Source organism: Rubripirellula tenax (assembly GCF_007860125.1).
In the GTDB taxonomy this organism is placed as follows: domain Bacteria; phylum Planctomycetota; class Planctomycetia; order Pirellulales; family Pirellulaceae; genus Rubripirellula; species Rubripirellula tenax.
The window spans coordinates 164,109-190,475 of sequence record NZ_SJPW01000003.1 but is presented as its reverse complement, the minus strand read 5'-3'; the positions used below and the strand labels follow the sequence as shown (position 1 = coordinate 190,475).

Annotated in this window: 20 protein-coding genes; 11 read left to right on the top strand and 9 right to left on the bottom strand. The window is 56.8% G+C overall.

The window, feature by feature from the left end; all coding sequences use genetic code 11:
• Positions 1-26: 26 nt before the first annotated feature.
• Entirely contained in the window at positions 27-1,511 is a 1,485-nt protein-coding gene (locus Poly51_RS11640; RefSeq protein WP_146457642.1) for a sulfatase family protein, read from the top strand.
• A gap of 12 nt (positions 1,512-1,523) precedes the next feature.
• On the opposite strand, the gene Poly51_RS11635 is transcribed toward Poly51_RS11640, so the two are convergent.
• Positions 1,524-2,543 carry a hypothetical protein gene (locus tag Poly51_RS11635; RefSeq protein ID WP_222435838.1) on the bottom strand — a complete coding sequence of 340 codons (1,020 nt, stop codon included), beginning with the start codon at positions 2,541-2,543 and terminating at the stop codon, positions 1,524-1,526.
• A 190-nt stretch (positions 2,544-2,733) separates the two neighbouring features.
• On the opposite strand from Poly51_RS11635, the gene Poly51_RS11630 reads away from it, so the two are divergent.
• The 3 genes from Poly51_RS11630 to Poly51_RS30390 are packed head-to-tail and all read left to right on the top strand — an operon-like array spanning position 2,734 to position 5,890.
• A complete protein-coding gene (locus Poly51_RS11630; RefSeq protein WP_146457640.1) occupies positions 2,734-4,053 on the top strand; it encodes a hypothetical protein in 1,320 nt (439 codons plus the stop codon).
• Positions 4,050-5,657 carry an ATP-binding cassette domain-containing protein gene (locus tag Poly51_RS11625; protein WP_146457638.1) on the top strand — a complete coding sequence of 536 codons (1,608 nt, stop codon included), beginning with the start codon at positions 4,050-4,052 and terminating at the stop codon, positions 5,655-5,657. Before Poly51_RS11630 ends, Poly51_RS11625 begins: the two co-directional genes overlap by 4 nt.
• A 59-nt stretch (positions 5,658-5,716) precedes the next feature.
• Positions 5,717-5,890 carry a hypothetical protein gene (locus Poly51_RS30390; RefSeq protein WP_186775492.1) on the top strand — a complete coding sequence of 58 codons (174 nt, stop codon included), beginning with the start codon at positions 5,717-5,719 and terminating at the stop codon, positions 5,888-5,890.
• Positions 5,891-5,978: 88 nt separating this feature from the next.
• Here the strand turns inward: Poly51_RS30390 and Poly51_RS11620 are convergent, their stop codons facing one another.
• A complete protein-coding gene (locus Poly51_RS11620) occupies positions 5,979-8,117 on the bottom strand; it encodes an AMP-binding protein (protein WP_146457636.1) in 2,139 nt (712 codons plus the stop codon).
• 260 nt (positions 8,118-8,377) lie between these two features.
• Entirely contained in the window at positions 8,378-8,713 is a 336-nt protein-coding gene (locus Poly51_RS11615; protein ID WP_146457634.1) for a hypothetical protein, read from the bottom strand.
• A 320-nt stretch (positions 8,714-9,033) separates the two neighbouring features.
• Here Poly51_RS11615 and Poly51_RS11610 point away from each other — a divergent pair, with 320 nt between their 5' ends.
• A complete protein-coding gene (locus Poly51_RS11610) occupies positions 9,034-9,882 on the top strand; it encodes a hypothetical protein (RefSeq protein WP_146457632.1) in 849 nt (282 codons plus the stop codon).
• A gap of 73 nt (positions 9,883-9,955) precedes the next feature.
• Positions 9,956-10,315: a hypothetical protein gene (locus Poly51_RS11605; RefSeq protein ID WP_146457630.1), complete on the top strand. Its 360-nt coding sequence runs from the start codon at positions 9,956-9,958 to the stop codon at positions 10,313-10,315.
• Between the two features lie 212 nt (positions 10,316-10,527).
• Here the strand turns inward: Poly51_RS11605 and Poly51_RS11600 are convergent, their stop codons facing one another.
• The gene (locus Poly51_RS11600; protein ID WP_146457628.1) at positions 10,528-10,779 is read right to left on the bottom strand and encodes a hypothetical protein; all 252 of its coding nucleotides are present in this window, start codon (positions 10,777-10,779) and stop codon (positions 10,528-10,530) included.
• A gap of 58 nt (positions 10,780-10,837) precedes the next feature.
• Here Poly51_RS11600 and Poly51_RS11595 point away from each other — a divergent pair, with 58 nt between their 5' ends.
• On the top strand, positions 10,838-11,449 hold the full coding sequence (locus Poly51_RS11595; RefSeq protein WP_146457626.1) for a class I SAM-dependent methyltransferase: 612 nt from the start codon (positions 10,838-10,840) through the stop codon (positions 11,447-11,449).
• 6 nt (positions 11,450-11,455) lie between these two features.
• Here the strand turns inward: Poly51_RS11595 and Poly51_RS11590 are convergent, their stop codons facing one another.
• Together Poly51_RS11590 and Poly51_RS11585 are read right to left on the bottom strand one after the other, a co-directional pair.
• Positions 11,456-12,562, bottom strand: a complete 1,107-nt coding sequence (locus Poly51_RS11590) for an HD domain-containing protein (RefSeq protein WP_315853666.1) — start codon at positions 12,560-12,562, stop codon at positions 11,456-11,458.
• 120 nt (positions 12,563-12,682) lie between these two features.
• Complete coding sequence (locus tag Poly51_RS11585; RefSeq protein ID WP_146457623.1) at positions 12,683-13,147, bottom strand: RidA family protein; 465 nt, start codon at positions 13,145-13,147, stop codon at positions 12,683-12,685.
• A 142-nt stretch (positions 13,148-13,289) separates the two neighbouring features.
• Here Poly51_RS11585 and Poly51_RS11580 point away from each other — a divergent pair, with 142 nt between their 5' ends.
• Positions 13,290-14,387: a hypothetical protein gene (locus tag Poly51_RS11580; RefSeq protein ID WP_146457621.1), complete on the top strand. Its 1,098-nt coding sequence runs from the start codon at positions 13,290-13,292 to the stop codon at positions 14,385-14,387.
• A gap of 28 nt (positions 14,388-14,415) precedes the next feature.
• Here the strand turns inward: Poly51_RS11580 and Poly51_RS11575 are convergent, their stop codons facing one another.
• Positions 14,416-15,687 carry a DUF4832 domain-containing protein gene (locus tag Poly51_RS11575; RefSeq protein WP_146457619.1) on the bottom strand — a complete coding sequence of 424 codons (1,272 nt, stop codon included), beginning with the start codon at positions 15,685-15,687 and terminating at the stop codon, positions 14,416-14,418.
• A 34-nt stretch (positions 15,688-15,721) separates the two neighbouring features.
• Positions 15,722-16,804 carry a hypothetical protein gene (locus Poly51_RS11570; protein WP_146457617.1) on the bottom strand — a complete coding sequence of 361 codons (1,083 nt, stop codon included), beginning with the start codon at positions 16,802-16,804 and terminating at the stop codon, positions 15,722-15,724.
• Positions 16,805-17,000: 196 nt separating this feature from the next.
• Here Poly51_RS11570 and Poly51_RS11565 point away from each other — a divergent pair, with 196 nt between their 5' ends.
• Positions 17,001-17,657: an RNA polymerase sigma factor gene (locus Poly51_RS11565; protein WP_146457616.1), complete on the top strand. Its 657-nt coding sequence runs from the start codon at positions 17,001-17,003 to the stop codon at positions 17,655-17,657.
• 142 nt (positions 17,658-17,799) lie between these two features.
• On the opposite strand, the gene Poly51_RS11560 is transcribed toward Poly51_RS11565, so the two are convergent.
• A complete protein-coding gene (locus Poly51_RS11560) occupies positions 17,800-20,772 on the bottom strand; it encodes a CHAT domain-containing protein (protein WP_186775491.1) in 2,973 nt (990 codons plus the stop codon).
• Positions 20,773-21,200: 428 nt separating this feature from the next.
• Between Poly51_RS11560 and Poly51_RS31685 the strand changes: the two genes are divergently transcribed.
• Complete coding sequence (locus Poly51_RS31685; RefSeq protein ID WP_146457611.1) at positions 21,201-24,896, top strand: preprotein translocase subunit SecA; 3,696 nt, start codon at positions 21,201-21,203, stop codon at positions 24,894-24,896.
• Positions 24,897-24,934: 38 nt separating this feature from the next.
• Positions 24,935-26,236, top strand: coding sequence for a 3-deoxy-D-manno-octulosonic acid transferase (locus Poly51_RS11550; RefSeq protein ID WP_146457609.1), 1,302 nt, complete (start codon positions 24,935-24,937; stop codon positions 26,234-26,236).
• Positions 26,237-26,367: the final 131 nt, after the last annotated feature.

Here is a 26,367-nt window from a genome sequence, read left to right as displayed (position 1 = left end):
TGTCAGCAAATCATGTGAGAGACATCATGTTCAAAGTTTTCGGTTTCTGGATCCTAGGTGCGACCCTTGCGGTCGGCGTGGTTGCCGATTCACCCATGAACTTGGTGATCATCCAGACCGACGAACACAATTTTCGAACGCTCGGATGTTATCGTGAGACGTTGACGCCGGAGCAAGCGATGGTTTGGGGAAACCAGGCTGTCGTGGAAACTCCCGCGATCGATGCGATCGCCCACCGCGGCGCGATCTGCACTTCGTTCTATGCAACCAGCCCGGTCTGCACGCCATCGCGAGCTGCATTCTTTTCCGGACGCTATCCCCAGAACACGGGCAGTTGGCAGAACGATCGACCGCTCAGCAACGATGTCGTCACCTTCGCCGAGGTGCTGCGCCAGAACGGGTACGCGACCGGATACGCCGGTAAGTGGCATCTCGACGGACCGGGCAAACCCCAGTGGGCGCCCGAGCGACAATTCGGTTTCCGAGACAACCGATATATGTTCAACCGCGGCCATTGGAAGAAGTTCGAATTGACCGATGACGGACCACGCGTTGCGGCGACGGCCAAGAATGACGAACCGAGTTACTCGCTTGCCGGTGCTGATGAAAAATCGTTCTCAACGGATTGGCTATCCGATCGAGCGATCGAATTCATCCGCGAGCATGCCGAGGAGCCGTTTTGCTACCACCTCAGTCTGCCGGATCCACACGGACCCAACACGGTTCGCCCGCCCTACGATTCGATGTTCGAGAACACCCCCATTCGCCCGCCGGCCACGTTTTCACAATCGAGCCCTCAGCCAAAATGGTTGTCGGACAGTGGGAAGAAATCGAATCTAAAGTTTTCTGCCCAACAGATGGCGTTGTACTTTGGGATGGTCCGTTGCATCGACGACAACGTAGCGAGAATCACAAAGACGATCGACGATCTTGGACTGACCGATCGCACCATCGTTGTCTTTACGTCGGATCACGGTGACCTTTGCTACGAACACGGTCGATTGAACAAAGGGAATCCATACGAAGGCAGCGCCAAAATTCCGATGATCGTCGCGGCACCGGGAAAGATCGCGCCGCGGACGCGAGTGGATGCGGCGCTCGGGACCGTCGATTTCAAACCGACGATTTTGACGCTGATGGGGTTCGACGCGAGTAAACGATCCGATACGAGCGAGGGGCGTGATGCGTCGCGATTGTTGACCGACGATGCGGACACAGCGTGGAACGACGTGACGTTTTTGCGATCGGCGGGTCCCAAGCCGGGATGGTTGGCCGCGGTTAGCGATCGGTACAAGTTCATCGTGTCCGTTTCGGATGAACCTTGGTTGTTCGACCTTCAATCGGATCCCGACGAGGTCGTCAACCAAATGGGCCGCGACGGATACGCCCCGATCGCTACGGAATTTGCTGGGGCACTGAGAGCCTACGCACAATCGCACGGTGAACCGCACTTGGATTCACCGGCGATCGCAAAATCGATTTCATCGATCCTTGACTCAATCGATCCTTGATGGATGCGCTGGTTAGTTCGACGACGGAACGGCGCGGACCAGTTTCATGATTCGTCCGGCCACGTTCCAGTCTTGAACGTAAAGGTTCCCATCGGCATCCCAGTATGAACCGTGCGTCCCGCTGAAGATCCCTTCCACCCATTGGTCTTGAGGGACATTGAAGTTTCGGCCTTTCGCGGGATCTGGATTGAATCCCAAGACGGCCATGATCGTGTTGGACTTGTCCAAGATGACCAAGCGTCCCAACAAGTCGGGAACGGAAACGTAGTCGCCCTGAATCGCCACGGATGTCGGCATTCCCAAACCGGTGATGACTTCGTCCATGAACTCGCCGTTCAGCGAATAGTGCAGCAGCCGACCCTTCGGTTCGTGGTTGCGATCACAGATCAGCAAACGCGGCGGTTCGTACCGCGTGTCAAGTGTCATCCCGTGCGCGGTGTTGAACTCCTTCATTCCGTTGCCCTTGGTGCCAAAGTGCATCAAGTACTTTCCAGTCTTGTCGTATTTGAAAATGTGGTTGCTGGCGTAACCGTTGGACAAGAAGATGTCTCCGTTGCCAGCGACGGTGATCGCCGTCGGGTTGAATTTGATCGAGTCCTTCAGTCCCGATTCTTCCGGTACACCCAAATGCAACACGATCTCGCCCGAGTGAGCGTTGAACTTGATGCCTTCGGCGTCTGCGTTGCGAGCTCCATAGATGAACTCGCCGCTCTCTTCTTCCCGGATCTCCATGTCATGGATATTCGAGTACGCTTTTCCTAGGTATGACTGGACCACTTTTCCATCGGGCGAGAAAACGAAAACGCCTTCTTTCGCACTCGTGTAAATATTGCCTGCTTTGTCGACCACGACGCCGCCGTGCGTCGATCCGATCGCCGAGTTGCCGTCCGGCCGAAGTCCCCACCCGGGCACGGTATCGAATGTCATGATGCCGCATCCCATCCGTACCGGGGCGACATCGTCTTCACCGTTCACGCGGTCGACAGCGTTTAATGACAAAGCAACCAATAAGCCGAGAAGAAAGCGTTTCACGAAACAGACTCCGAAAGTGGGCAGGACAGAACACGGTGGGCCCCTATCGTACTTCCTCACGCCGCGGGTGGTGAACGCGCTGGCAACAACTGGCGACCTCAGAACTTATATAGGTTCTAAAAATGAGTTGCCCTGCCGGCGACCCCGGCATGGTCGCCAAAGTCGTGGTGGACAAGTTATCCTACGCCTCATGAGGACACGATCCAATCAACACAGCATCACTCGCGGCCTGGGCATCGTTTTTTGGGTGTCCGCGATGGCGATTGCGTGGTGGGGCGTCCGGTCCAGTGGCGACGATGCCGCGCCGCCGGTGCATCGCACGCTGATCCGTTACTTCAGTGGCGCGTACTTCAGCGGCGCTGGGACGCGGTTCGAAGCGATCGATCCGTCGTCTCGCTTGAAGCCGAACGATCCCGTCTTCCTTCAAGACGACTCGGGCGAATGGTCACAGGTCGGATTCGTGCAATCATTGGCCCCTCGCGGGGATAAAACCTCACAACTGGTCATCGGCTGGAATCATCCCGATTGGGATGTCGCGCAGTGCCAGTGGACGCAGTATCGCAGCAGCGGTCGGCTCGAGGATATTGTCGCCACGATGTTGCCGGATGATCAACGCGAAAAAATTGCTCGTCGACTGAGCGATGCCATGGCCATGCACGGAGATCAATTGGCGGCCGCCTATGTGCCGCTGGTCCAGTTGAGCTTCCAGCGGTCGCTGCCAATCATCGAAGATGAGTTTCGACGCTCGATCGGGCGGCACCGTGGCGAAGTGGATCAATTGGTCGCCCGATGGAACGACCAAGTGATGAAGGATCGGTTGATCCCCCTTGCCCGGCGTGAGATTCTGCCGATCGTTCGCCAGCACGGCGAACCCGAAGCCGAAAAAATTGGCCGCGAGCTTTGGGATAAAGCATCAATTTGGCGATTTGGTTGGCGGGCCGTTTACGACCGATCGCCGTTGCCGAAGAAGGATTTGCTGCAAGAAGAATGGGACCGCTTTGTCGAGGAACAGGCGATCCCCGTTTTTGAGTCTCATATGGACGACGTCGTCGTTGCGGTGCAAGAAATCATCACGGATGTCGCTGCCAACGGTGCAATTCGATCCGAGTTGGCGGAAGTGGCAACGGAGATCGCTGCGGATCCGCAGGCCCGTGAACTGGTACGCACGATTTTGAAGGAAACGTTCGTCGACAACGTGGAGCTTCGAAACGCTTGGACCGAAGTCTGGACCAGCGACGATGCGCGGCGTGCGTTCGCGTTGACGAGCGAGCGATTGGAACCGGTTGCGCGACAGATCGGCGACGACCTGTTTGGAACTCAGGAAGAGGGCATCAATCCGAACTTTGCTCGCGTGTTGCGAAATCAGATTCTGGGCAAAGACCGCCGCTGGATCGTGGTTCGTTTGGCCGAGACGACGAACCGCGATGGCGCGCCGCCCGTCATCGGTTTTTCGAATGAACCGATGCCCTACCCGATCGTCTATATGGCGAACGAGGATGATTCGAAATGACCGACGGGAACGGTTCCCCCGAAATTCTTGACGATCGGCCGCTGCGCCTTGTTGATGTGAACGTCCGCGTTGGCGCGTTGCCGCTCTTGGCGGACACGACGGTCACGATGCCCGGTGGGAAGATCACGGTGATTGTTGGCGGCAGCGGCGCCGGCAAATCGGTGCTGCTTCGCGTGTTGGCGGGTTTGATTCCCCGTCGTGGCGAAACGGTCACGTGGGACGGCGACATCGAACTTGGGGGCGTCGCCGGTGAACCAGAAAGCAAACCGCAATCGCGGACCCCACGAGTCGGCATCGTCTTTCAACAGTTCGCACTCTTTGACGAACTCTCACCGACCGCGAACGTTCAGTTTGGGATCGACCATCGCCAAGGAAACGCGACAACGCAATCGGCCGCGTCTTGGTTAGATGAATTGGGAGTCCCGGCCAATCGCCGGGTCGCCAATTTAAGCGGCGGTCAAAAGCAGCGTCTTGCGATCGCGCGGACGTTGGCCGCCGAACCGGACATTGTGCTTTACGATGAACCGACATCGGGTTTGGATGCCGCCAGCGGTCGGAAGGTCGCCGAGCTGATTCGTCGGACCCAATCCAAGCATCGCCGTACCAGTATTGTTGTCACCCACGACTATGAAACGTTGTTGCCGATCGCTGATGCCGTCTTACTTTTGGACAGTCACGAGAAGCGTTTGGTTGCCATCGATCGTGAACATTGGAATGACATTCCCGACCGAATGAAGCCGGTCGCGACGGGCGCGACCGAGTCACCGGAATCAACCAAGACCGATTGGGCGATGGAACAAGCCGACGCGTTCTTTTCGGCGACGGGATCCGCCCTGATCGCGGCCATTCGATTGCCTTGGGATGCGCTGCCACGGTTTCCCCGCGTCGTTTGGGGATTGCGATTCTTCGCCCACTACTTGCGATTGGTTGGTGGTGCGTCGGCCTGGGTCTATTTGGCGCTGGCGGGTGTTATCGTTGGATTCACGACGACGTACTTCACGTTTCGCTTTTTGCCGTTTCGACTCTATACGCAGCCACTTTTAATCGATGAATTGTTGTCGTCGATCGGGTTCGCACTCTACCGCGTTCTGGTACCCGTGCTGGCAACGATCTTGATCGCGGCCCGCTGCGGCGCGGCGGTCGCGGCCGATGTGGGGGTGAAGCAATACGGTGGACAAGTCGATGCTATGCGAACGTTGGGGGTGCGTCCGACGGCCTATTTGCTTGCGTGCATCGTCTTGGCATTCATGGTGGCGACCCCGGCGCTGGAGTGGATCGCGTTCACCGCGGCACGGTGGGTTTCTTTGATCACATTCACGCAATCGCATCCGTCGATCGGTCCCTATTTTTGGGAACAGCACTTCTACCGAAACTTAGACGCCGGTGATTCGTCGCTCGGCTGGTTCGCCTTTTCCAAAGGCTGGGGCTGGGTGGCGTTGAAGAATCTGGCATGCGGTGTTGGAACCGGCGCGATCGGTTACTATCGTGGGGCGTCACCGAAATTTTCGGCGGGCGATGTCAGCGATGCGATCACATCGACTGTTTTATGGACGACGCTGTACGTGTTGGTCGTCCATTTTATCGTCGCGCTATTTGAATTTTAAGTTTTACGAAATCGGAAATCGTCGATTTCACAACATACTTCTATCCAACCAGGTTATCCGTGGACAAAAAAGCAAAGAAGCGTCTCGACATCATCAACAAGAAGCTGCAAACGCTGCGGCCTCGGTTGGCCGGATCTCGCGAGCAGGCGGATGATCCCGCCGAGTTGCAGCAGTTGGAAGACGAAGTGGCCAAGTTAGAAGCGGAAGCGACCGAGTTGAAGGCTTCCAAGTAGATCCGTGAGGAATTGGCAGGATGCCTTCCCTATGTTTGAAATTTTCTGAATCGCTGGAGTTCAATCCGGACCAGACTTCAGCAGGCCTTTACGTCAAGTGCGCATCGCTGACGACCGACGGGATTGGCGTTGCAGTCGACGCAGTGATTTCATGAGCGATGAAGTCGCTGAGCCCCGAAACGGTGGGGTGATTCCAAGCGACCATCGGCGTCAACTCGACGCCGGACCAGTCTTCGATCTCGCCGCTCATTTCCACTGCCGTCATGGAATCGAGTCCATACTCCGAGAACGGTTTGGCGGTGTCGATGTCGGCCGGATCGACTCCGGCGCGTGCGATCAACCACTGCGTCATCCAGTTCTCGGTTTCAGATAAGACGACTTGAAAATCTTTTGCCGTTGCGTTCGCGGGCATCAACGGCAGTGGGATCGGCACTTGCTCGCTGCCAGAACACCGATCGTAACGGTACTTGGTATTGATGTCGTCCGCCACGAACTGTTCGCGACATCGACTCCGTTGGACCTTGCCGCTGCTGGTCATGGGGATGGTGGCGGGGCGAACCAGCCAAACGTGACGCGGATCAACTTCGTGGACCTCGATCACTTCCCGGCGAATCGATCGAACCAAGTCGGGCAAGGTCGACACTTCGGCATCGCGTGGTACTTCGACAACGATCGCAAGTGCCTCGCCACGCCCGCTATCCACGGGGAATGCCGCACACTGAATGCCACTCTGACCGACCACGTCGAGCGCGGTGGATTCAATGTCCTGGGGAAACAAATTGCGACCTCGCAAGATGATCAAATCTTTCAATCGACCCGTGATGTAGAGTTGCGATTGATGTAAGAAACCAAGATCGCCTGTTCGGCAAAAACCGCGTTGGCCGTCGTCGGTTTCCGCATCAAACATGGCCGCGTTTTCGGCGTCACGATTCCAGTGTCCCGAGGTCACGCCTTGGCCGCGAATCCAAATTTCGCCGATGGATGAATCGGACAGTTCGCGGCGAGACGAAGGGTCCACGATTTTCAATTCAGTCTGGTAGCAAGCGGATCCGCAGGCGACCAGTTTCTGAAACCCGATACCGCGCCCGCCTGGAACGATTCGCGGATTACCGGTGGCCAATGACTCTCGCTCAACGGTGACGACCGTGGGTTCGGCCGGACCGTCGCCGCCTGCCGCCAACAACGTCGCTTCGGCAAGACCATAGCACGGGTAGAAGACGTTGGACGCGAATCCGCAGCTCGAAAAGCGGCTGCCAAAGTCTAAGAGCGTTCGTGCTTGAACAGGTTCGGCGCCGGAAAACGCGATCCGCCAACCGCTCAGGTCTAACTCGTCGGTTTGATCGGGCGAGATGCGATCAACGCAAAGTTGGTAAGCAAAATTAGGGGCGCCGCTAATGGTGGCGTTGTGCTTGCTGATCGCCTGCAACCAACGGATCGGTCGTTGCAGGAATGACCGTGGGCTCATCAAAATGGTTCTACCGCCCACGTACAACGGTGCCAGCACGCCACCGATCAGACCCATGTCGTGAAAGAACGGCAACCAAAAGACACCGCAAACATTCGGTGTGTCCGTTGATTCATCAATATCCGATGGCCACTCGATTTGGAATCCTCGCCGAATCGATTCAAGGTTGGCCAATACGTTGCGATGACGAACAACGACGCCCTTTGCATCGCTGGTGCTGCCGCTGGTGTATTGCAAGAACGCGATGGCGTCGGCGTCCGACGAAAGCGTCTGGGGATCGATCCAGCCGTCCGGTATTGTCGCGTTCTCTGACGTGATGATTCGCGGAATCGAGCGGGCCGGGGGCGCCAGTTTGTTCGAATCTAAACCGTCGATCGCGTACCGATCACCCAAAATGGCAGACGGCGCGCAGTCGGCTGCGACGGAGTCGAGTCGCGGCATTGCTCGGTTCGGTTTGGGATAGCACGTCGGCACCGGGATCCATCCGGCGACTTGGCAACCCAAGAAACCCGCTAAGAAATCGACGCCGGGCGAATACAGCAACATCGCTCGTGGCGGCAACGTATCGTCCTTGGCGACTTCGATACCGTTCAGCTGTGACGCGACGGCACAGCATTGGCGCCACAGTTCGGCGTAGCTCCAGGTCGTTTCGCCGGTTTCGTCATCAAGAAACGTCAACGCCGGCCGATCGCCATGGAGCTTGGCGCGCATTCCGATCCACTGGACGAGCGTGGTCGCAGTCAGCCGTTCGGAATGTGCCATACCGCTAGTACCCTTCAGGGCTGACGAGACAAAAAGATCAAAGCGTTCAAGCTGGATTCTAAATCATGTGTCGAATCCGCACAGAATATACGCCGCGACGGTGACACGTAATCACGCATCGCGACCATTGACCCTCGAAACTAGCAAGCGACGGGCGATCGTTCAAATCGCCCTTAAAATCAATTCAACGTGATCGATCACCGGGACAGCGCCAGCCAGGTCCCAAAATCCTTGACACCGGTCGGATTCAATCCCGGCGTTTAGAAACCGCTGCGAAAGAATTGGGGTGAACGAGTGGGCATCGCTTGATACACGGGGCCAATCACGCCGATCGAACTGGTTCGCACAGGTGACGTCCGTGGCAACGGCAGCGGCGTGCCGTGATAGTGGTTCCGGCGGACCGTATTGCCGTAAAAGTGCAACGGTCGATAAGGACGCAACTCGATCGGCATCGACTCGATTTGCTGGCGATATTCGCCCCGAGCGATGATGACCGGTGACCACCCTGGTTCAGCGGCCTGGGTTTCAGTGGCGATCGTTTGCATGACGACAGCAACGGCAAACGAGGCAACCATCCATCGAAAAAACTGACGCATCGGATATTCTTCGGAATCGGGGTTTATGAGTCGTTGGAAGGCAGAAGCGGATTTTTCCGCGAACGAAGGCTCTCTATCTCGCGTATTTTGCCTTATCTCCCTAAAGATACCACGCCCCAGAGACGGCACTGTCTGCTGAGTCGCTTTTATGCGGAAAATCCTACCGTAGCGACGGATTTAGTCGGTTGGATCGATAACAAGTCAAAAAACTCTCGGTGGTCTACAATCTGGGACGTCGAAGCGAAGCAACATCCAGCGGGGGATGTCGGACGATTCGTCGCGACTGGTTTGCACGGGAAGAAGGAAAAAGGAAAACAGGAATGGCAGAACGCGGTGACGTTTCGCAATCGAGCTCGATCGCTGGTTCGACAAGGCGCAAGTCGGGTACGAAATCGAAAGTGGGTGGACTGGCCGTCGTCGCCCTGGTGGCGATCTATTCGTTTTCAGCGCCTCGACTGAACGAGCGGTATGGTTGGTCACTGCCGGCGGTGAAAACCGACCGTGACGGCAACGTTCGCATGGCCGACTCTGCGGCTGCGACGAAAAAACAGCCGTCGAAACAGACGCCCTCGAACCAGACTTTCGAGCCCAAGCCGGCAACGGGCAAATCAACGTCGTCAACTGCAACTTCGTCCAGTTCGCCCAAGCCGGGGCCGTTGTCGGACCGGATGCGGACGGCTGACCGAGCGACGTCAAGCTCGTCGCCGCGCGCCGATGCGATCGATGTCAAACCCAGCAATGCGAAAACGACATCGCCGACATCGGCTGAGAAGTCGGATCTGTTGTTTGGAATCTTACGAGAGGTATCGGCCGATCGGTATATCTCGCCCGCCGGTCTGATGTACACGCCCGGAAGTGCTGAAGGGCATCGGTTGGAACATTTGCGCCGCCACACGGTTGATGATCCGAGTCGCCCCGGCAGCCATGGTGTTTTTGACGGTGATATGGACGGGGCGTTGGCCACGATCGATCGGGCATTCGATCGTGCCAAGAAAAATCAAAAGACGACCAAGACCGAAGAGGATGGCCGCATCATCTATACCGTCGACATGGGCGGACGTATCGGATTCGTTGGTGGTCGTGACGGTGGGCGTAAGCGAAACCCGATGGCTCGCCGTGTCCGAATCGTCTTGGATGGTAATCGGGTCATCACGGCGTATCCGATGTGACCTTGATCATTGCGTGTTTGTGCCTTGTCCGTCGTTATTCCCCGTCAATCTGATCCAACGGAGCCTGCTCGTCGTGAGCCCAAAACATTCCATCAATTTCTGTCCCATTTGTGGCGGCGGCTTGTGCGGTATTCGGATCTGCGGTGTCGCAGCAAAAGATTCCATCGACATCGAAAACCAGTTCGCGAAAACGGGATCAACCCAGCCGCACGGTTTGATTGTGTGTGACGAGTGCGAAGCGATCTGGTTGGAACCCGATGTCAACACGGCACATCAATATCCAAACATCGAAGACGCAAAGTGTCCGATTTGCCAGGAAGCGCTTTGGGGACCGCAAAGTCGTTGGGCCGATGCGACCGACGTCGAGACTTTGGAATGGGAATATGCCGTCAACCCAGACCTAGACGCGAATTTCGACGAAGGCACGACCTAGAAAAATCGCCGCCCTGTTTTTTACCGTCACCTCGCGTGCCCCGAGACATTGTGACCCTGTGACCCCGGACCCCGGACCCCGGACCCTGGACCCCGGGCCTCTGGGCCTCTGGGCCTCCGTTCGCGAGGATTGATAAACGCAAGCGGCTTCGCAGTTCGTTGCCTGTCGCGGCTTGCCAGGACCACAAGCGTTGGCCGCTTTTTCAGCCCTGTCTAGCGATAGACTTCGACAGCCCGAACGATCGAAATTTTTCCCTGGTAGATGACTCGGTCTCCGGTGTGGATTTGTCGGATTCGCTCCCAACCTCCCTCACACGGCCAGACGTTCATTTTTTCGCTCGGCCGCACGATCACGAACCGTCGTGTGTTCAAGCAAACGATCATGGCTTCGCAATCGTCGGTGGTTTGTTGGTCCGTCTCGATGTCATCGGATCCCAAACATTTTGTGGTGGTTGTGTCGTTCATGAAATCATCGTTCCAATGACAATGGACACGTCTGGTCAAAACGTAAAGAAGATTGCTTGTGCTTCAAAAAATTGAGATCCCATCGCACGTCGATGCGCGGCCGATCCCTGATCGCGTCGTCAAGCGATTCGAGTCAGCCAAACAACGCATCGAGGCGTTTCAAGATCGTTGGGACCGGCCACAGATCGAGCAATTCGTTGCGGCCGATTACTCGCACGTTTTTCAGTCGCTCGATTGGACACTTGAGACTCAAATGACGATCGGGCGACGATTCGTCGAATGGGGTAGTGGATTCGCAATCGTCAGCGCGGCGGCTGCACTGTTGGGGTTGGATGTGATCGGAATCGAATCGGAAGACGTGCTGTTACAGCAAGGCCGGATCACGGTCGACGATTGGGAGGTTCCCGTCGAGTTGGTCCACGGAAACTTTTTGCCAACCGGCGCCGAATCGTTGGCCGACGATCCGATGTTGCCCAGCCTCGGGCACCCGGTCGAAAATGCTTACGATTCGATCGGGCTGGACATCGATGACTTCGCCATCGTGTACTCGTACCCATGGCCGGGCGAGGATGATTTCCACGAAGCCGTGTTCAACCGCTACGCGGCGCGTGGTGCATTGTTGATGATGTTTTGTGGTCCAAACGATATTCGGCTGTATCGAAAAACGTAGACCCAATCATCCGAACATGTCTTCGAGTTGTTCGATGTAGTCGAGAGCCTCTTCCAGCAAAGGCGTCTCGGCGCCGGCGATTCGACCGGCAACGTCACAGTCGCTGAGCCGCATCAGATCATCGAACGACGGATGCTCGGACAAGCGTCGCCGCCGCCGTGCGCCCAGCGAGTGATCGCGAATTTTATGCGCGTCCATGTGGTGCTGGATCAGCCATGCTGTCCGCTCCGAAACGAAGCCATCAAGTGCTTCCAAGCCCGCCGCCACATGATCGTAGGGATCGATCGCCTTGCCGACATCGTGCAACAGGGCTGCCAGCAGAAAGTCTTCGTCGTAGGCGGCTTCGTCTTTGGCTAAGTCATAGACCTGCAGGCTGTGATGAAGCACGTCGCCTTCGGGATGAAACTTTGGATTCTCGCGAACGCTTTCAAGCGGCATCAGCAACGCCAAGTAAACGTTCCAACGATCCGGACGAGTATCCATGTCGTCGAGGTTCGCTTGGAGTTGATCGGGATCGACGTCGTGTTCGATTTGAATCCGTTTTTCAAGCTCGGCCGTCGACGCATGTTCGATCGGCTTGCCGGTGATCGAACTGCGGAATCGAAAACCCAGCAGCGACGTCGAATAGACCGTCAACTCGATCGGATGCTCATCACGGATGTGAATGTGCGTGAAGACTCGCGACTGGCCATCTTTCACGACTCGCTTTCGCTCGAGAGTGTGTGACCCACCGAGCGCTTCGACGCGCATAGCAATTGTGTCGGGATGGTTCGTGAACACGTGGATGTCGATGTCCGAACCTTCGCGGATTCCGCCCGTCCAAACGCTGCCGATCAGCTTGGGGTGGAACTCTTCAAGCTGTTTCATCCACCACATCGCCCGCAGTCGCATCGATCGCAACTGGTTCGTCGGGCGCGAGCCCTCGTGTAGACGAGCCAGAATCTGAACCTGTTCACGGATTTCGGCATTGCTGGGCAAGTCGGCCGGTTTAACCCAGCCGCGGACCACAGCACGCGCGGCCCTTTGTTTGGCTTGAAAGTATTCCGTGACGTCACGGGAATGCATTAGGCGAGCAGCCTGCCAAGCGATTTGGCGGCGAAGTTTAGAAGACATCAACAGGGTTCGACAATGCGGACCCGAAAACGTGAGTAACGAAGGATTCGACTAGTCGCAACGATAGGCATCGTTGTCCATCAAGGCAACTAAAAACTCGTCAAACTTTGATTTCCCCCGTCAAACTTTGATTTCGAAGATCGCTTCGATTTCGACGGCGATGCCGCCGGGCAGCGCGTTGGTGCCCAGGGCGCTTCGAGCCGCCACGCCGTTCTCTTCGCCGAACACGTCGCGGAAAAGTTCGCTGCAGCCGTTGATGACGGCCGGTTGCTGGTCAAACGAATCGGTGCATCGAACCAAGCCCAGCAGTTTGACCAAGCGATTGACCTTATCGAGGGATCCGAAATGCGACTGCAACGTGGCCAACATCGCTAACCCCGTCACGCGCGCCGCCTCGTATCCCGCTTCGACATCCATGTCCAATCCCAATCGGCCCTTGATCAGTTTTGTGTCGGCTTTCAATGGGCCGTGACCGGAAAGATAGGCCAAGTTTCCCGCGACGACGATCGGCTTGTAGACACCGACGGGCTTGGGGGATGGGGGAAGAACCAGTTTCAGTTCGGTAAGTCGTGCTTCGGCGCTCATCAGAAATACTCTCTAAGGAAAAACGTGAATCTTCAAAACGTAAACGAAGCGGCGGGGTTTGAAAACGATACGATGAAAGCTGTCTTCACGGTCGCCCCTGCTCACCAGAATCCGACCCACCCCCAATTTGCGAGAGTCTAGCATGTTACGTTTCCCTGTCGCTGTGATTTTGGCCGTATCGACCGTCGTCGGCATGGCTGTCCCCGCCAACGCCGAGCAAGGGTTGACGGCCGGTTCCGTCAAACTGCAATCGCTCGGCCCAATGGCATTCGCTGAAAACGGCGTGTTGTTGGTCGGCGACCCCAAAGCCGCCACCGTGTATGCGATCTCGGTCGCGAACGATTCGACGCCTCCGGCTGAGTTCGCGATCAATGTCGCCGACGTGCGGCTTGCGATCGGTGACAAAGTGGGATCAGCCGCGGGCGATATCGTTATTGGTGATTTGGCCGTCGATCCGCAATCGAAAACGATTGTCGTTTCTGCGGAAAGCAAAGGACAATTCCATCTGTTGCAAGTCGGTGCCGACGGCGAGTTGACGTCCATCGATTTGCAGAACGTCGTTCACGCGGCCAAAGCATTGCCCGATCCTCCCGCCGACGAGATCACGGGCCAAGGCCGCCGTCAGAAGAATCTGCGAATGGAATCAATCACCGACATCGCCTTCTTCGACGGCAAAGTGATGGTGTCGGGCGTCTCCGCCACGGAATCACCATCGAACGTGATGGAGTTTTCGTTTCCGTTTTCGGACAACAGTATCGTGACCCATGTCCAGATCTATCATGCCGCGCACGGACGCGTCGAAGAGCCCACGATCCGAACGTTCGTGCCGATGACAATCGATGGCGAAGCAACGTTGCTTGCCGGCTTCACGTGCACTCCCTTGGTTCGTTTTCCCATTGAAAGTCTGGGAAGCAAAGAAACCGTTCGCGGTACAACGGTTGCAGAACTTGGCAACTGGAATAGCCCGATCGATTTGATCACCTACGAAAAAGACGGTCGGTCCACGCTGCTGATGAGCAACACTGCGCGTGGCGTGATGAAGATCAGCACGGATGACATTCAAAACGCGACCGGACTGACCCAACGGGTGGCCAATGGTGGCACGGCGGGACAACCATTTGAAACAATCGCCGCATTTGACGGCGTGACTCAAATGGACAAACTGTCAGATTCGCAAGCCATCGTCGTCATCGGCAAGTCCGACGAAGTGCAACGCTTGGTCGTCATGGATCTGCCGTAGTCGCGCCGTCATCACTCTGGTCGGCAACCTATTTTGCTTCAAATGGGATCGTTTGGCCATTCACCAAGCGATCCGATTGAATGCTGATGTCGGGTTTTGATCCGCCTTTCGCAATCTCGCAAACGGCGGATTTCCCCGGTAGCAGGCCTTTCAGCGACGTTGCCGAGCGGCGGTCACCGATCGCCACAAATGCGTCGTGGTACATCGGCGCGATGCCGCTATTGGTGACTTTGATTCGCCAATCGTTGCCGTTGGTTTGGCAATCCGAAATGGTCATGCGATAGCCGATTGCCATTCCCGCTTCGGCGATGCGTGGCATCGGTTGGTATCGCGATTGGTCGTTGCCGATGATGAATGTCAGGTGAAATTCCGACGCCATGTCCTGGAACGTTCGGCCGTTTGGCCCCGACGCTGATAGGGCAAGTTTCTGGTCCTTCTTGTTGTAGTAACTGAACTCACCACCGCCGGGACCTCGTTCCCAACGATCACGTCCAAAGAATGCCCAGTTTTTGGCGTTCTCTTTGGCATGCGGTTTACACAAGAACGAATCGTCAAAGACGCCAAAGTTCAGTCGCAACAATTCGGGTTGATCGTCGAACGGCGTATAGTCCGTATCGGCAGCATCGATCGAAATCATCCAAGGTGTATCGCGAAACTGTTTCGCCAGATGGTTCAAGAAAGTCGTCTGAAATTGTTTCGTCGGAAACGTTTGACCCATTTTCCATGGGCCGTCATAGATGTGATACTCGGCCCACAAACCGAACCCCGTTTGCAGGTAAGCCAGGCGGGGATCCTGGTCGTAGCGGGCCGCAAATTCTGAGTAAAAATCGAGTGCGAACTGTTGGACTTCGGGCGCCGACCAGTCGACGAATCCGGTCGGGTTGCCTTCGCTTTTGGCGGTGATTTCTTTGTAATGCGAAAGCTGTTTGATGTAATCGGGGACGGTCGTCGGTTCACCAGGATAGATGAAATAGAAACGCAAAATTTGTTGGTGTCCTCGCGATGCGGCCTGGTCCAGCAACGTTTCGACCATGGTCCAGTCGTAAACGCCCTTGTCGCGCACAATGTCGTTGTATTTGACATAGCTGTATTCCAACTGGATCGCATCCGTATCCACCGCATCATTGTCATTCCAAAACACGATGCCCGACCAAGGCGCGACTCGAGTGATCGTGTTGCTAACGTTGACCGTTCGCCAAGCCGTAGCCGTCTCTTGGGCGGTGGAGTCTTCGCACTGGGACCCGATAAGGCCCATGCCGAGGATCAATAGAGTCTTGAAAATGGAGAATCGTTGTTGCATCGCTGGGCCCTTCGGGCTGATAGGTGAAGCACGTTTAGGTAGACGAGTGTGACCGTAGACTCGGCATAGACTGGGTTGGCGCCGTAGGCGGAATCCAAAGGTCTTCGACTTCTTGGCCACCTGCGGCCGCGCGAAGCAGTAAGTAGACGCCGCCGCCGAGACCCCAGAAAAGTGTGACTGAAATGATGATAGGAAGCTGTCCACAAAGCAACTGTGCCGCGTCCGACGTTGAAATCGGCGCGCTGACCAGCCCCATCATCGACAGCACGATCGATCGTGCCGACCAAGCAACGCCGGACGCAATGGTGGCTGCAACGGCGATCAAGGCAGCGGCGATCACACCATAACCCAAGCAATGAACCGGTCGACGATAGAAATACTCGTAACCGCGGCTGAGCGAATCCAGCGGGTCGGCGTCACCTTCGTTTGCAAGTGCAGCCCATCCGATCGGAATCGCCACGATTGATCCAAAGGCCAACAGTCCGGCGGGGATCGCGATGACAGCGACGAGGAAACCGAACGCGACTTCGATGGCTTGGTTCACCGCGATCGATCTCGCTCCGACTCCGACGACTACCATGATCAACCCGATCGCGGCGACACATAGCAGCGGAACCATGGCAACGATCCAAGCCGGCGCCGTGCGGGCTACCGCGTAACGAAACACCACCGACAGGGGTGCCATCGGGCGACCCGCGGCCAGCAAACCGCCCTGCCGTGCCAACATCAACGCGACTGGAATCCATACCAACATGGACCAGACAATCGTGGTCAAAGCGGTCGTCACCCCACCATGTTCCGGCCACCAAAAGATGGACGTGGGTTCCGCAGCGATGACAAGCGAGGCGATCTTTTCAAGCGGTTCGCGAACCATCGCGGGACCGGCATCCGACCATCGCCACGACGGAGGCGACGAACCCGTCAACAGTCGCAGTCCGATTGCATGGATCGCCATCGCTATTGCCGTCACGAACAGCATCGACGGAGCGCCAGCGATTCGCAAGCAACGGCTCAACCGTACCCACGGAAACACGTCGGTCCATTGACGAACGCGGGCAAGCATTCCCGATTCCAGATCGATTCCGCGGGCACCGGCCGGTGTTTCTTCGTCTGTCATTCGTCGCAGTGGGGGCGGGAAGGGGCGCGTTGGGAAGGGAAGCGGGCCGGCCAATCCTAGCGGAACGTCCCTCTGCGTGTGAATGATGGTGGGGAATGGTTGCGGGGGAATGATTTTCAAATTCTGGACGGGTGGGATAGAGTGATAGGCGACCCCTTGTTTGTGTCTTTCTATCTTTCCAAGTGCAGTATGTCCTATGGTCGATTACCAAAACCAGCCGCCCAGCGATGCAGATGCGTACTTGGTCGATCAGATTCGCAAGGGCGACCAGGAAGCGTGGCAGTCGTTGATCGATCGTTTCGAAGGTCGGTTGCTTGCCTTCACCGATAGCCGTATTCGCAATCGAGCCAGCAGCGAGGACATTGTCCAAGAGGCGTTTGTCGGTTTCTTGATCAGTCTGCCCAACTACGACGGCAATCGCCGATTAGAAAGCTATTTGTTTTCAATCTGCGCTTACAAGCTGACCGATCATTTGCGTCGCGAAGGCCGTCGACCATCGATCCAAATGCACCATCGGGGTAGCAGTGGCGAGGGGGCCGCAATGGAGCCCGCCGGCAGCGATCGTGTCGCCAGTTCGATCGCCCGCAGTGTCGAACGCAAAGCAATCGAAGAGTCTGCGGTACGAGACGCGATCGGCGAGCAAGTCGATCGATGGAAATCAGGCGAGGGTTGGAACAAGCTGAAAGCGATCGAGCTGCTGTTTGTCGTCGGCATGCCCAACAAAGAAGTCGCCGAGGCAACGGGCCTCAGTGAACAGCAGATCGCGAACTACAAAAGCGACTTCCAAATTCGACTGCGTTCGATCATCAACCGAATGGAATTGGACGAAGGCGTCTTTCCCGAATTGGCTTAGCAGCCTGTTGAAAACGGGGTCTGACCCTTTGGAGACGTTGCTGAAATATTGTGAATTCGAAACGTCGGAGAGGGTCAGCCCCCTTTTTCAGCAGGCAGTTAGTGCGTCGGCGGAAATCGCAGCGTAAAAGCCGACGCGGCGATCATTCGGCCGTTGGGTGCGGTGGCGACGAAACCAGATAGCCGCTCCAGAATAACGGTTGGTCACCCGTGATTCCCTGGCGATCGTGCTCCGATTGCATCAGCAGCGGTTCCGCCGTCGGGTCGAGTTCTCGCTGGCGAATGAGCGTCGTCGCACGGCGCCATGATTCGTTCATGCCCATGAACGGAAGCTCTTGCAGAAATTCTCGCAGCAGCATGGCCGACGATTCGCCACCGACCGCCCATCGCGAAAGCAACACACTTCGCGCTCCGGCAACATGCAGACCAACCAAGGTCGTGAAAAGTTCATCGCCCGATCCAATTTGGCCGATGTCAATCGACGTTCGCAATCCAAACAGCACCACGCTGGCCGGCGATCCCACAGGAAAACGCAGCCAACCCTCCACCGTTCCGTACGGCGATGACTGGTCATAGGTCGCCAATCCTGTTGCCAGTGGGTTCTTTAAGTTGGCCGGTCGAGCGGAAGCGACTACCAAATGGCCGACCCGGTCGCCCACCAGCCCGGTCGGCACATTCAATTGGTCTGGCAATCGCAACGGTTCCTTAATCACGTCGACGACCGAATCGACAATCGACGCATTCAAGTCAACGTCGCGGGGCGCAAAAAACTGGTCGGTCGTGATGCCAACGACGCGCGAAGTTGCCGGCATCGCCGTCGGTTTGACCGCAATTCCTGGTGTCGGCGCGTACCGGATGGCGATCTTTTCAGAGATCAACGGCGAGTCGGGCTCGCCAATCGGCAGCAACTCGAACGGCAAATACCACAGCGGTCCGTCCGGCACGATGATCAGTTCGTCGAATCGCTCGGCGGTGATCTGATTGCCTTCGGGGAACAGTTTTTGTCGGATCGACACAGCGATCGTTTTCCATTCGTCATCCTCGGGTAAACGCTTTCCGCGAGTCTTGCCAACACCGATGCTCATCATCAAACGGCTGATGTCGCCTGGAATCCGGTTGCCGGCCGCAACGTTCCACATCACCACTTTGCCGTCGGCCGATAGAGTCGCATACAAACGGTTGCCGACGTGCGTGTAGGTCAACATCGCTGTGCGGGGGCCCAGTTTCGCGATCGGCAATTTCGGGTCTAAGGTGGGCACGGCTACTTGCGGCAAGCTGGTGCGGTTGATCGCCAACAACGTTGCCTTGGCCTCCATCATTTGTGCCACCGCGGCATCGGGCTCGGCGCGATTGATTGCGGCGCCTCGCAGTTCGGCCATCAACGGCCCGGCGGCCTTTCGTAGCTCGGCGATTTCCGGTGCAAGCAGTTGATCGTCACCTCCGGCGATCGCCCGAGCCTGCAGGATGCGTCCGCCGATGGGTTGTCGGTCGACGAAACGTGCTGCCAACATGGCGTCGCTGGCTTGCAGTAGGTCTTCCGCGTATCCCGACGCGGCAGCCAAGTTGATTCGCATCGCATGAGCCGGTGCTCGGTCGAGGATCAATCCGGCGATCGCGTCGACGGGGTCGCGACGCCAAACGTCGATCGACGGTTCATCGCAATACATTTTTAGCCACTTGGAACCCGTGCTGGCGCCGACGTTGCTGCCGGCCATTTGAGTCACCAATCCAAGTTGATAGATGCGCGGCATCGAAACGAGCGATCGTTTGCGGTCGGCGTGCCGAAGCGCGAAGCCTTCGATCGACGACAGAGCTTTGTCCAGATCGTTCACTTTGCCCGATCCCATTGTCGCGCCATTCGCGGCCGCGATCCGAGCTAGAACGTACGCGCCGTAGGCTTCCAAGCGAGGTTGAATCACATCGCGACGCGACGACAGAGCTTGAGCTTGTCCGAGCAAGCCCGACGCGGAAGCGGGATCGCCGGCGGTTACCGCCGCGTCGGCGGCAGCGATCAAGCAGTGCAGTGTCCCCAATCGCGACTGGCGACTGAGTGATCCGGCCGCAACGGTCGCCATCTGGGCGACGGTTGCCGCGCGGGCCGGACTGGTGCACCCGGCCGCCAACTGCATCGCTTCGCCTATCCATTCGGGTTGCTCCAATACCGCTGCCGCATTGGCCACGTTGGCCGCGATCGGGATGACATCATCGGGGTTCGCCGATGCGGCCAAGGTCGACGCTTGGCACAGCATTGCGATCGGCGACAAAGGATGGACACCGCCGGGTGTCGACGAACGAGCGGCCTCGGCGACGACACTTTTCTCGTCATGCTCTGAAAAATAACCGGCCGTCCGCATCGAACCGATCAACGAACGCGCCACGGGAATGTTCAGGTTCGCGGGGAATTTTGTGGCACTGACCAACGCCACGGCCATCGAGTCTTCTTCGGATAACGGCCCCAGGATGATCCGTCGACGGTAGGACGCGGTCGCGATGCCACGCATGATTTCGATGATATCCATCGACCGGACGTTCAATTCCTCGATCGCGCCGCCGGCGACCAATGACTGCTCGGTGACTCGATTCCCGGACAGAAACATCATCCGATCGCTCGTCGCGATCAAATTGACACTCGCCGCGTCGGGCCACAGCCAATTCGGCTTGGTTCGCTGAACTCCCATCTGGACGGTCGAATTCCAGTCCACTCGCGACAGCCAACCTTGGTATCGAGTCGCGATGTCATAGACTTGGTCCGAAATTTCGCGAGCGGCCGGAACATTTCCCAGGTGCCAATGGCATTCGCCCATCATCGCCAGTGCGGGAATCGCGTCGATCATCCGCCCGTTGATGTTGCGGCGAGATCCACGCAGCGCGGCCTCGAAAGCGTTCAGGGCTGATGGCAAATCGCCTCCGCGATAGACCCCGAGCGCCAAATAATACGTTTGCGGCGGATACTGGCCGGTCGGCTCGACGCCACCCAATGTCCCAAAAGCGGTTCCCTGGCCCTGGGCGAAAACAGCCTGACTTGGCGAAAATAGGCAAAACGAAAGTGCGGCGGCGGCAAGCCAAGCAAACCTGCGCCGAAGCGAATATCGAAGCGAATGGAGGGTCGGTGGCACGATCGTCGCAAAACGGCGATGATGCACCCATCGGGACGGGAATGGGCCAGATGCGTTCAAAGATCGCGTGAGGCAGATTCGCTTGAGACAGATGCACTTGTGATAAGGTCGCATAGGATTGCGGCTTCCAAAGTTAGGAAATCCAGAGCTGAGAAAAGAAAGCTGCCTTATCCTACAAGACTTTCGAGGCGAATCGGCGAACCGAATTCGGATAGGCCCGACGGTGGCCGCACCGCACAATCGCAGTTGACCCATATTCCCCAAACCCGTAACTTTAGCTTTCAGAACGATTTACGCGATTAAAGCGGGGCGAATGTCCGCGCACGGGCATCGGTTTGTCGCGATCAGGGATGAACTTCTTGAAGCGCTCGAGGCGCCAACGGCGGCTGACCTCGCAGGCTTTTCGGCAAAACAACTTCTATAGAACCATGTCATTTTTTGAACAGATTTGGGACATCCTCGGCGTCATTTTCGGTGGCGCCTTCGGTTCCGTTGAACGCGGTATCACGGCCGTTTTCGGGTCGGCCAACGCGCGGACCGTCGCTCGGTTTCGTGAACGCGCCGATCGAATCACGGCCATGGAGCCCAAATATGCGGCGATGACCGACGAAGAAATTCGCGCCCAAACGAATATTCTTCGTGGGCGACTGCGTGACGGCGAAGCGCTGGATGACATTTTGGAAGACGCGTTCGCGGTCTGTCGCGAAGGCGGCAAGCGTTTCATGAGCATGCGTCATTACGACGTTCAATTGATCGGCGGCATGGTGCTTCACAATGGTGGCATCGCCGAAATGGTGACGGGCGAAGGAAAGACGTTGGTCGCGACGTTGCCGACGTACCTGAACGCACTCGAAGGCAAAGGCGTTCACGTCATCACGGTCAACGATTACTTGGCCCGTCGCGACATGGAATGGATGGCACCGCTGTTCATGAACCTGGGGTTGACCATCAACGCGATCCAGTCCGGCATGTCGACGGCGGAAAAGCAAGCCGCTTACGCATGCGACATCACTTACGGAACGAACAACGAATTCGGCTTTGACTATCTTCGCGACAACATGCGACCGGCCGCCAAAGGCGACGATCGGTTCCCCAGCGAAGTTCAGCAATGCCAAGGTCCGCTCAACTACGCGATCATCGACGAAGTGGACAATATTCTGATCGACGAAGCACGGACTCCGCTGATCATCAGCGGCCCGGCCGATTTGGACTTGGGACGCTACCAGGAATCGGATCGCGTCGCCCGGCAATTGGTCAAAGAAACACACTTCACCGTCGACGAAAAACAGCACAACGTCACATTGACCGACGAAGGTGTTCGCGAAGCCGAACGGTTGGCCGGTGTCGAGAGCTTCTACACCGCTGGCAACATGGAATGGCCGCACCTGATCGACAATTCGTTGAAGGCTCATTATTTGTATCGGTTGGACGTTAACTACGTCGTCAAAGATCGCCAGATTGTGATCGTCGACGAGTTCACCGGGCGCTTGATGGAAGGCCGCCAATGGTCCGACGGGCTCCACCAAGCCGTCGAGGCCAAAGAGGGTGTGCCGATCAAACAGGAAACGCAAACGTTCGCAACGGCGTCGCTGCAAAACATCTTCAAGATGTACAAAAAGTTGTCCGGTATGACGGGCACGGCGATGACCGAGTCGACGGAGTTCATGAAGATCTACGGCTTGGACGTGGTCGCGATTCCGACGCACCGCCACATGCAACGGATCGAGCATCCCGACCTGATCTACTTGACCGAAAAAGACAAATTCAAAGCGCTCGCCGATGAAGTCGAACGCGCCCACAAGTGGGACATTCTCAACAGTAAAGACGACGAACACTGGGGCATCATCCAAAGCGAAACGGATGACGAAGTCAGCATCATCTTGAAGGGTGAAAAGACGGCGTCGAAGTTTCCGAAGTCGAAAATCACCTCGATCGAACGGAAGGGTCGCCCCGTGTTGATCGGTACGGTTTCGATCGAGAAATCCGAACGGTTGTCCGAGTTGCTGGAACGTCGTGGCATCGAGCACGACGTTTTGAACGCGAAACAGCACGGTCGCGAAGCCGATATCGTCGCCCAAGCGGGCCGGTTGAATGCCGTCACGATCGCGACCAACATGGCCGGTCGTGGTACGGACATCATCCTGGGTGGTAACCCCGAGAACATGGCTTGGGCACAACTGCAACACGAATACCCGACTCGTTTGGAAGTGCCCGACGAAGTTTGGAACACTTTGGTCGACGAGATCGACCAACGCGAAAAGATGAGCGAAGAGGGCGAAGTCGTTCGCGAGATCGGTGGTCTGTACGTCCTGGGTACCGAACGTCACGAGTCTCGCCGTATCGACTTGCAGCTTCGCGGTCGTTGCGGTCGTCAAGGCGACCCCGGTTCGAGCCGCTTTTTCTTGTCGCTCGAAGACGACTTGATGCGGATTTTTGCTGGCGATTTTGTCAAAAGCATGATGGAACGCTTGGGGATGAAGGAAGGCGAAGCGATCGAGTCTCAAATGGTGACTCGCCGAATCGCGGCGGCCCAAAAGAAGGTCGAAGAACGCAACTACGAAATTCGCAAGAGCTTGCTCGACTATGACGAGGTCATGGACGAGCAACGCAAGCGGGTTTACCGATATCGCCAAAACCTGTTGGACGGACACAGTTCGCGGAAGATGATTTTGGAATTGGTTCGCGGCCAAATCACCAAGTACGTCGACACGTTCCTTGAAACGAATTACGGCGTCGACTCGTTTGCGTCATTCGCCGGAGCGAAACTAGATTGCCAGCTGGAACCACGCGATTTTTCGAACATGGATTTCGAAATGGCCGACTCGTACGCCAAGGATATGGCCGAGCGATCTGCCGAAGTCACCGTTGCCGAAGTCGTCGAGGAAAATCTTCCCGAAGCGATGGAAGATGAATGGAACTGGAAGGCGCTGGCGAACTGGGCAAACACGCGATTGGGGACCAACTATCAGGAGCACTCGCTCCAGAAGATGGACCGCGACGAAATGATCGATGTCTTGACGGCCGCCGCGCATCAAAGGATCACGACCGTTGATCTGAGCGAAGGCGAGATGATGTTAGACGCAGACTTTGGTCTGCGAACGCTCAGCGCTTGGATGCACCATAAGTTCGGCATCGAAACCACGCCCGACGAATTCCGTGATGTCGAAGATCGGCGAAAGGTTTCCAAATCGCTGTACGAGCGTGCCGAAGCGGCGTACCTGCACAAAGAAGCTGAGTATCCGGTGCTGACGGGACTGTCGCGGTTCACCGAGAAGCAAGGTGCCCAAGTCTCGCTCGATCGCGAAGGTTTGGTCCAATGGGTGTCGCGTCGATTCGGTGCGTCGCTGGATATCGATAGCGTCCGACTCAATCGTGACGAACTGAAAGAACAGCTGATCGAATTCAGTCGCAACACGCACGGCGCCGCTGACGAAAAACACCAGCTGGCGAAATCCAAACTCGACGATTTGTTTGGGAAGGCAGACCCGAAAACGACGGCTGCGGTCGCCAGCGGAACGAACGGCAAACTCGACCAGTTGGCGGGTTGGCTGAACGACGAACTGGATCATCACGCTGCCAAAGAAGACCTGTCGCGAATGAACCGCGACGAAATGGCTTTGACGCTCGATGGAGCGGTGGACGATCGCTTCCACCCGGAAATGCGTCGCATGGAGCGGCAAGTACTGCTCAATATCGTCGATGACACGTGGAAAAATCACCTGTTGACGATGGACCACCTGCGTAGCAGCGTCGGTTTGAAGGGCTATGCCCAAATGGACCCCAAAGTCGAATACAAACGCGAAGGCATGCGGTTGTTCGAAACGATGTGGGAATCGATCGGCGAACGCGTGACGGACTTGATTTTTCGGATGGAGTCCCTGAACGAAGAATTCATCCGCAGCACCTATGTCGAAGGCCAAGCCCGTCACGACGAAGCCAACTCGGCGATGGCCGTTGCCGCCGAATCGAATGCTTCGCAAGCTGCGGCCGAAGCCAGTAACAGCGGTGGTGGCGAAGCGTCGCGACCGGATCCGATCCGAAATGAAGGACCTCGTGTCGGTCGCAACGATCCGTGTCCCTGCGGCAGCGGTAAGAAGTACAAAGCGTGTCACATGCGTAAGTAACGCGTATCGGGTTCGATGGAACGGAAAAAGGATTTTCCATGCGATTCAATTTTCTGTACGCCGTCGGGCTGATGTTGCTTTCGCCGGTTGTCGGGTACCGAATGGTTCGCCACGGTCGCTATCGGCGAGGGATTTCCGAAAAGCTTTTCGGGCTGGCGGCGAAGAAGGCCCACGCGATGACGCAAGGCCGCGGCTGTCTTTGGGTCCATGCGGTTAGCGTCGGTGAAGTGAATTTACTGCCTGGTTTGGTCCGGGAAATAGTACTTCGCGAACCCGGCGTTTGCGTTGTCATCAGCACATCGACGGATACCGGCTACGACTTGGCACTCAAGCTGTTTGGTCGCGAGCGAGTCTTCTTTTGTCCACTCGATTTCACGTGGGCCGTCCGACGAACACTCAAGAATTTGGCACCACAAAAGTTGGTGCTGGCCGAGTTGGAATTGTGGCCCAATCTGGTTCGTATCGCCACCGATTTCGGTGTATCCGTTTGCGTTGCCAATGCGAGGCTAAGCGAACGAAGCAGTTCCAGGTATCAAGCATTTTCTCGCTGGACCGCGTCCACGTTTGCCCGATTGACGTGGGTCGGTTGCCAAGACGAAGCGACTCGCAAACGCTTCGAGGCCTGTGGGACGCCGCCGAGTCGGTTGACGGTAACTGGATCGCTTAAGTTCGACAACGCGCCGACGTCGCGAGATGTCATCGCCGTCAATCGACTGTCACAGTGGGCCGGTGTTGATCCGTGGCATCGCGTTTGGATCGTCGGCAGCACCCAGCCAGGCGAAGAGGCGATGGCGATTTCGATCTACCAGTCGTTGGTTAGCGACCATCCAGAACTGCGTCTGGTTTTGGTTCCTCGTCATCGAGAACGTTTTGACGAAGTCGCCAAACTGGTTGAACATCATGGATTGAGCGTCCACCGTCGCAGCAGTGATCCGGCGATCGGGAACCAGAATTGGGAGGCCTCGTCGGTCGTTTTGGTCGACACGATTGGCGAGCTAAGAGATTGGTGGGGCGTTGGTCCGATCGCAACCGTCGGTGGCAGCTTTGGCGATCGCGGCGGTCAAAACATGCTTGAGCCGGCAGGATACGGATCCGCGGTTTCGTTCGGTCCCAACACACGAAATTTTCGGCAAATCGCAGAGCAATTGATCGATGCGGACGCCGCTGTTCGAGTCAACGATGCGGCGGAGTTGGAAACGTTCGTTCGCCGATGTTTGGACGACATTCCTGCTGCTGATTCGCTGGGACGAAGTGCCAGGGCGTTGGTGTTAAAGCACCGTGGTGCCACCGAGCGAACGGTCGCATCGTTGGTGGCCGATCGAAAGAAAGCTGCGGCTTAGGCGGTTCGAATGACCGCCTACGAAAAACGGGACAAACCCCACGCGGAGTTTGTCCCTATCGGTGCGACGGAGCGCTTCGCCGCAACCCGAGTACTTCTTCGTCGTTCGATCGCAGCCCAATCTTCGGCTCT

Bases quoted from the DNA above. Each gene is read 5' to 3' on its own strand.
- Poly51_RS11640 (WP_146457642.1), top strand. From the start codon at position 27: ATGTTCAAAGTTTTCGGTTTCTGGATCCTAGGTGCGACCCTTGCGGTC.
- Poly51_RS11630 (WP_146457640.1), top strand. From the start codon at position 2,734: ATGAGGACACGATCCAATCAACACAGCATCACTCGCGGCCTGGGCATC.
- Poly51_RS11625 (WP_146457638.1), top strand. From the start codon at position 4,050: ATGACCGACGGGAACGGTTCCCCCGAAATTCTTGACGATCGGCCGCTG.
- Poly51_RS11620 (WP_146457636.1), bottom strand. From the start codon at position 8,117: ATGGCACATTCCGAACGGCTGACTGCGACCACGCTCGTCCAGTGGATC.
- Poly51_RS11615 (WP_146457634.1), bottom strand. From the start codon at position 8,713: ATGCGTCAGTTTTTTCGATGGATGGTTGCCTCGTTTGCCGTTGCTGTC.
- Poly51_RS11610 (WP_146457632.1), top strand. From the start codon at position 9,034: ATGGCAGAACGCGGTGACGTTTCGCAATCGAGCTCGATCGCTGGTTCG.
- Poly51_RS11600 (WP_146457628.1), bottom strand. From the start codon at position 10,779: ATGAACGACACAACCACCACAAAATGTTTGGGATCCGATGACATCGAG.
- Poly51_RS11590 (WP_315853666.1), bottom strand. From the start codon at position 12,562: ATGTCTTCTAAACTTCGCCGCCAAATCGCTTGGCAGGCTGCTCGCCTA.
- Poly51_RS11585 (WP_146457623.1), bottom strand. From the start codon at position 13,147: ATGAGCGCCGAAGCACGACTTACCGAACTGAAACTGGTTCTTCCCCCA.
- Poly51_RS11580 (WP_146457621.1), top strand. From the start codon at position 13,290: ATGTTACGTTTCCCTGTCGCTGTGATTTTGGCCGTATCGACCGTCGTC.
- Poly51_RS11575 (WP_146457619.1), bottom strand. From the start codon at position 15,687: ATGCAACAACGATTCTCCATTTTCAAGACTCTATTGATCCTCGGCATG.
- Poly51_RS11570 (WP_146457617.1), bottom strand. From the start codon at position 16,804: ATGACAGACGAAGAAACACCGGCCGGTGCCCGCGGAATCGATCTGGAA.
- Poly51_RS11565 (WP_146457616.1), top strand. From the start codon at position 17,001: ATGGTCGATTACCAAAACCAGCCGCCCAGCGATGCAGATGCGTACTTG.
- Poly51_RS31685 (WP_146457611.1), top strand. From the start codon at position 21,201: ATGTCATTTTTTGAACAGATTTGGGACATCCTCGGCGTCATTTTCGGT.
- Poly51_RS11550 (WP_146457609.1), top strand. From the start codon at position 24,935: ATGCGATTCAATTTTCTGTACGCCGTCGGGCTGATGTTGCTTTCGCCG.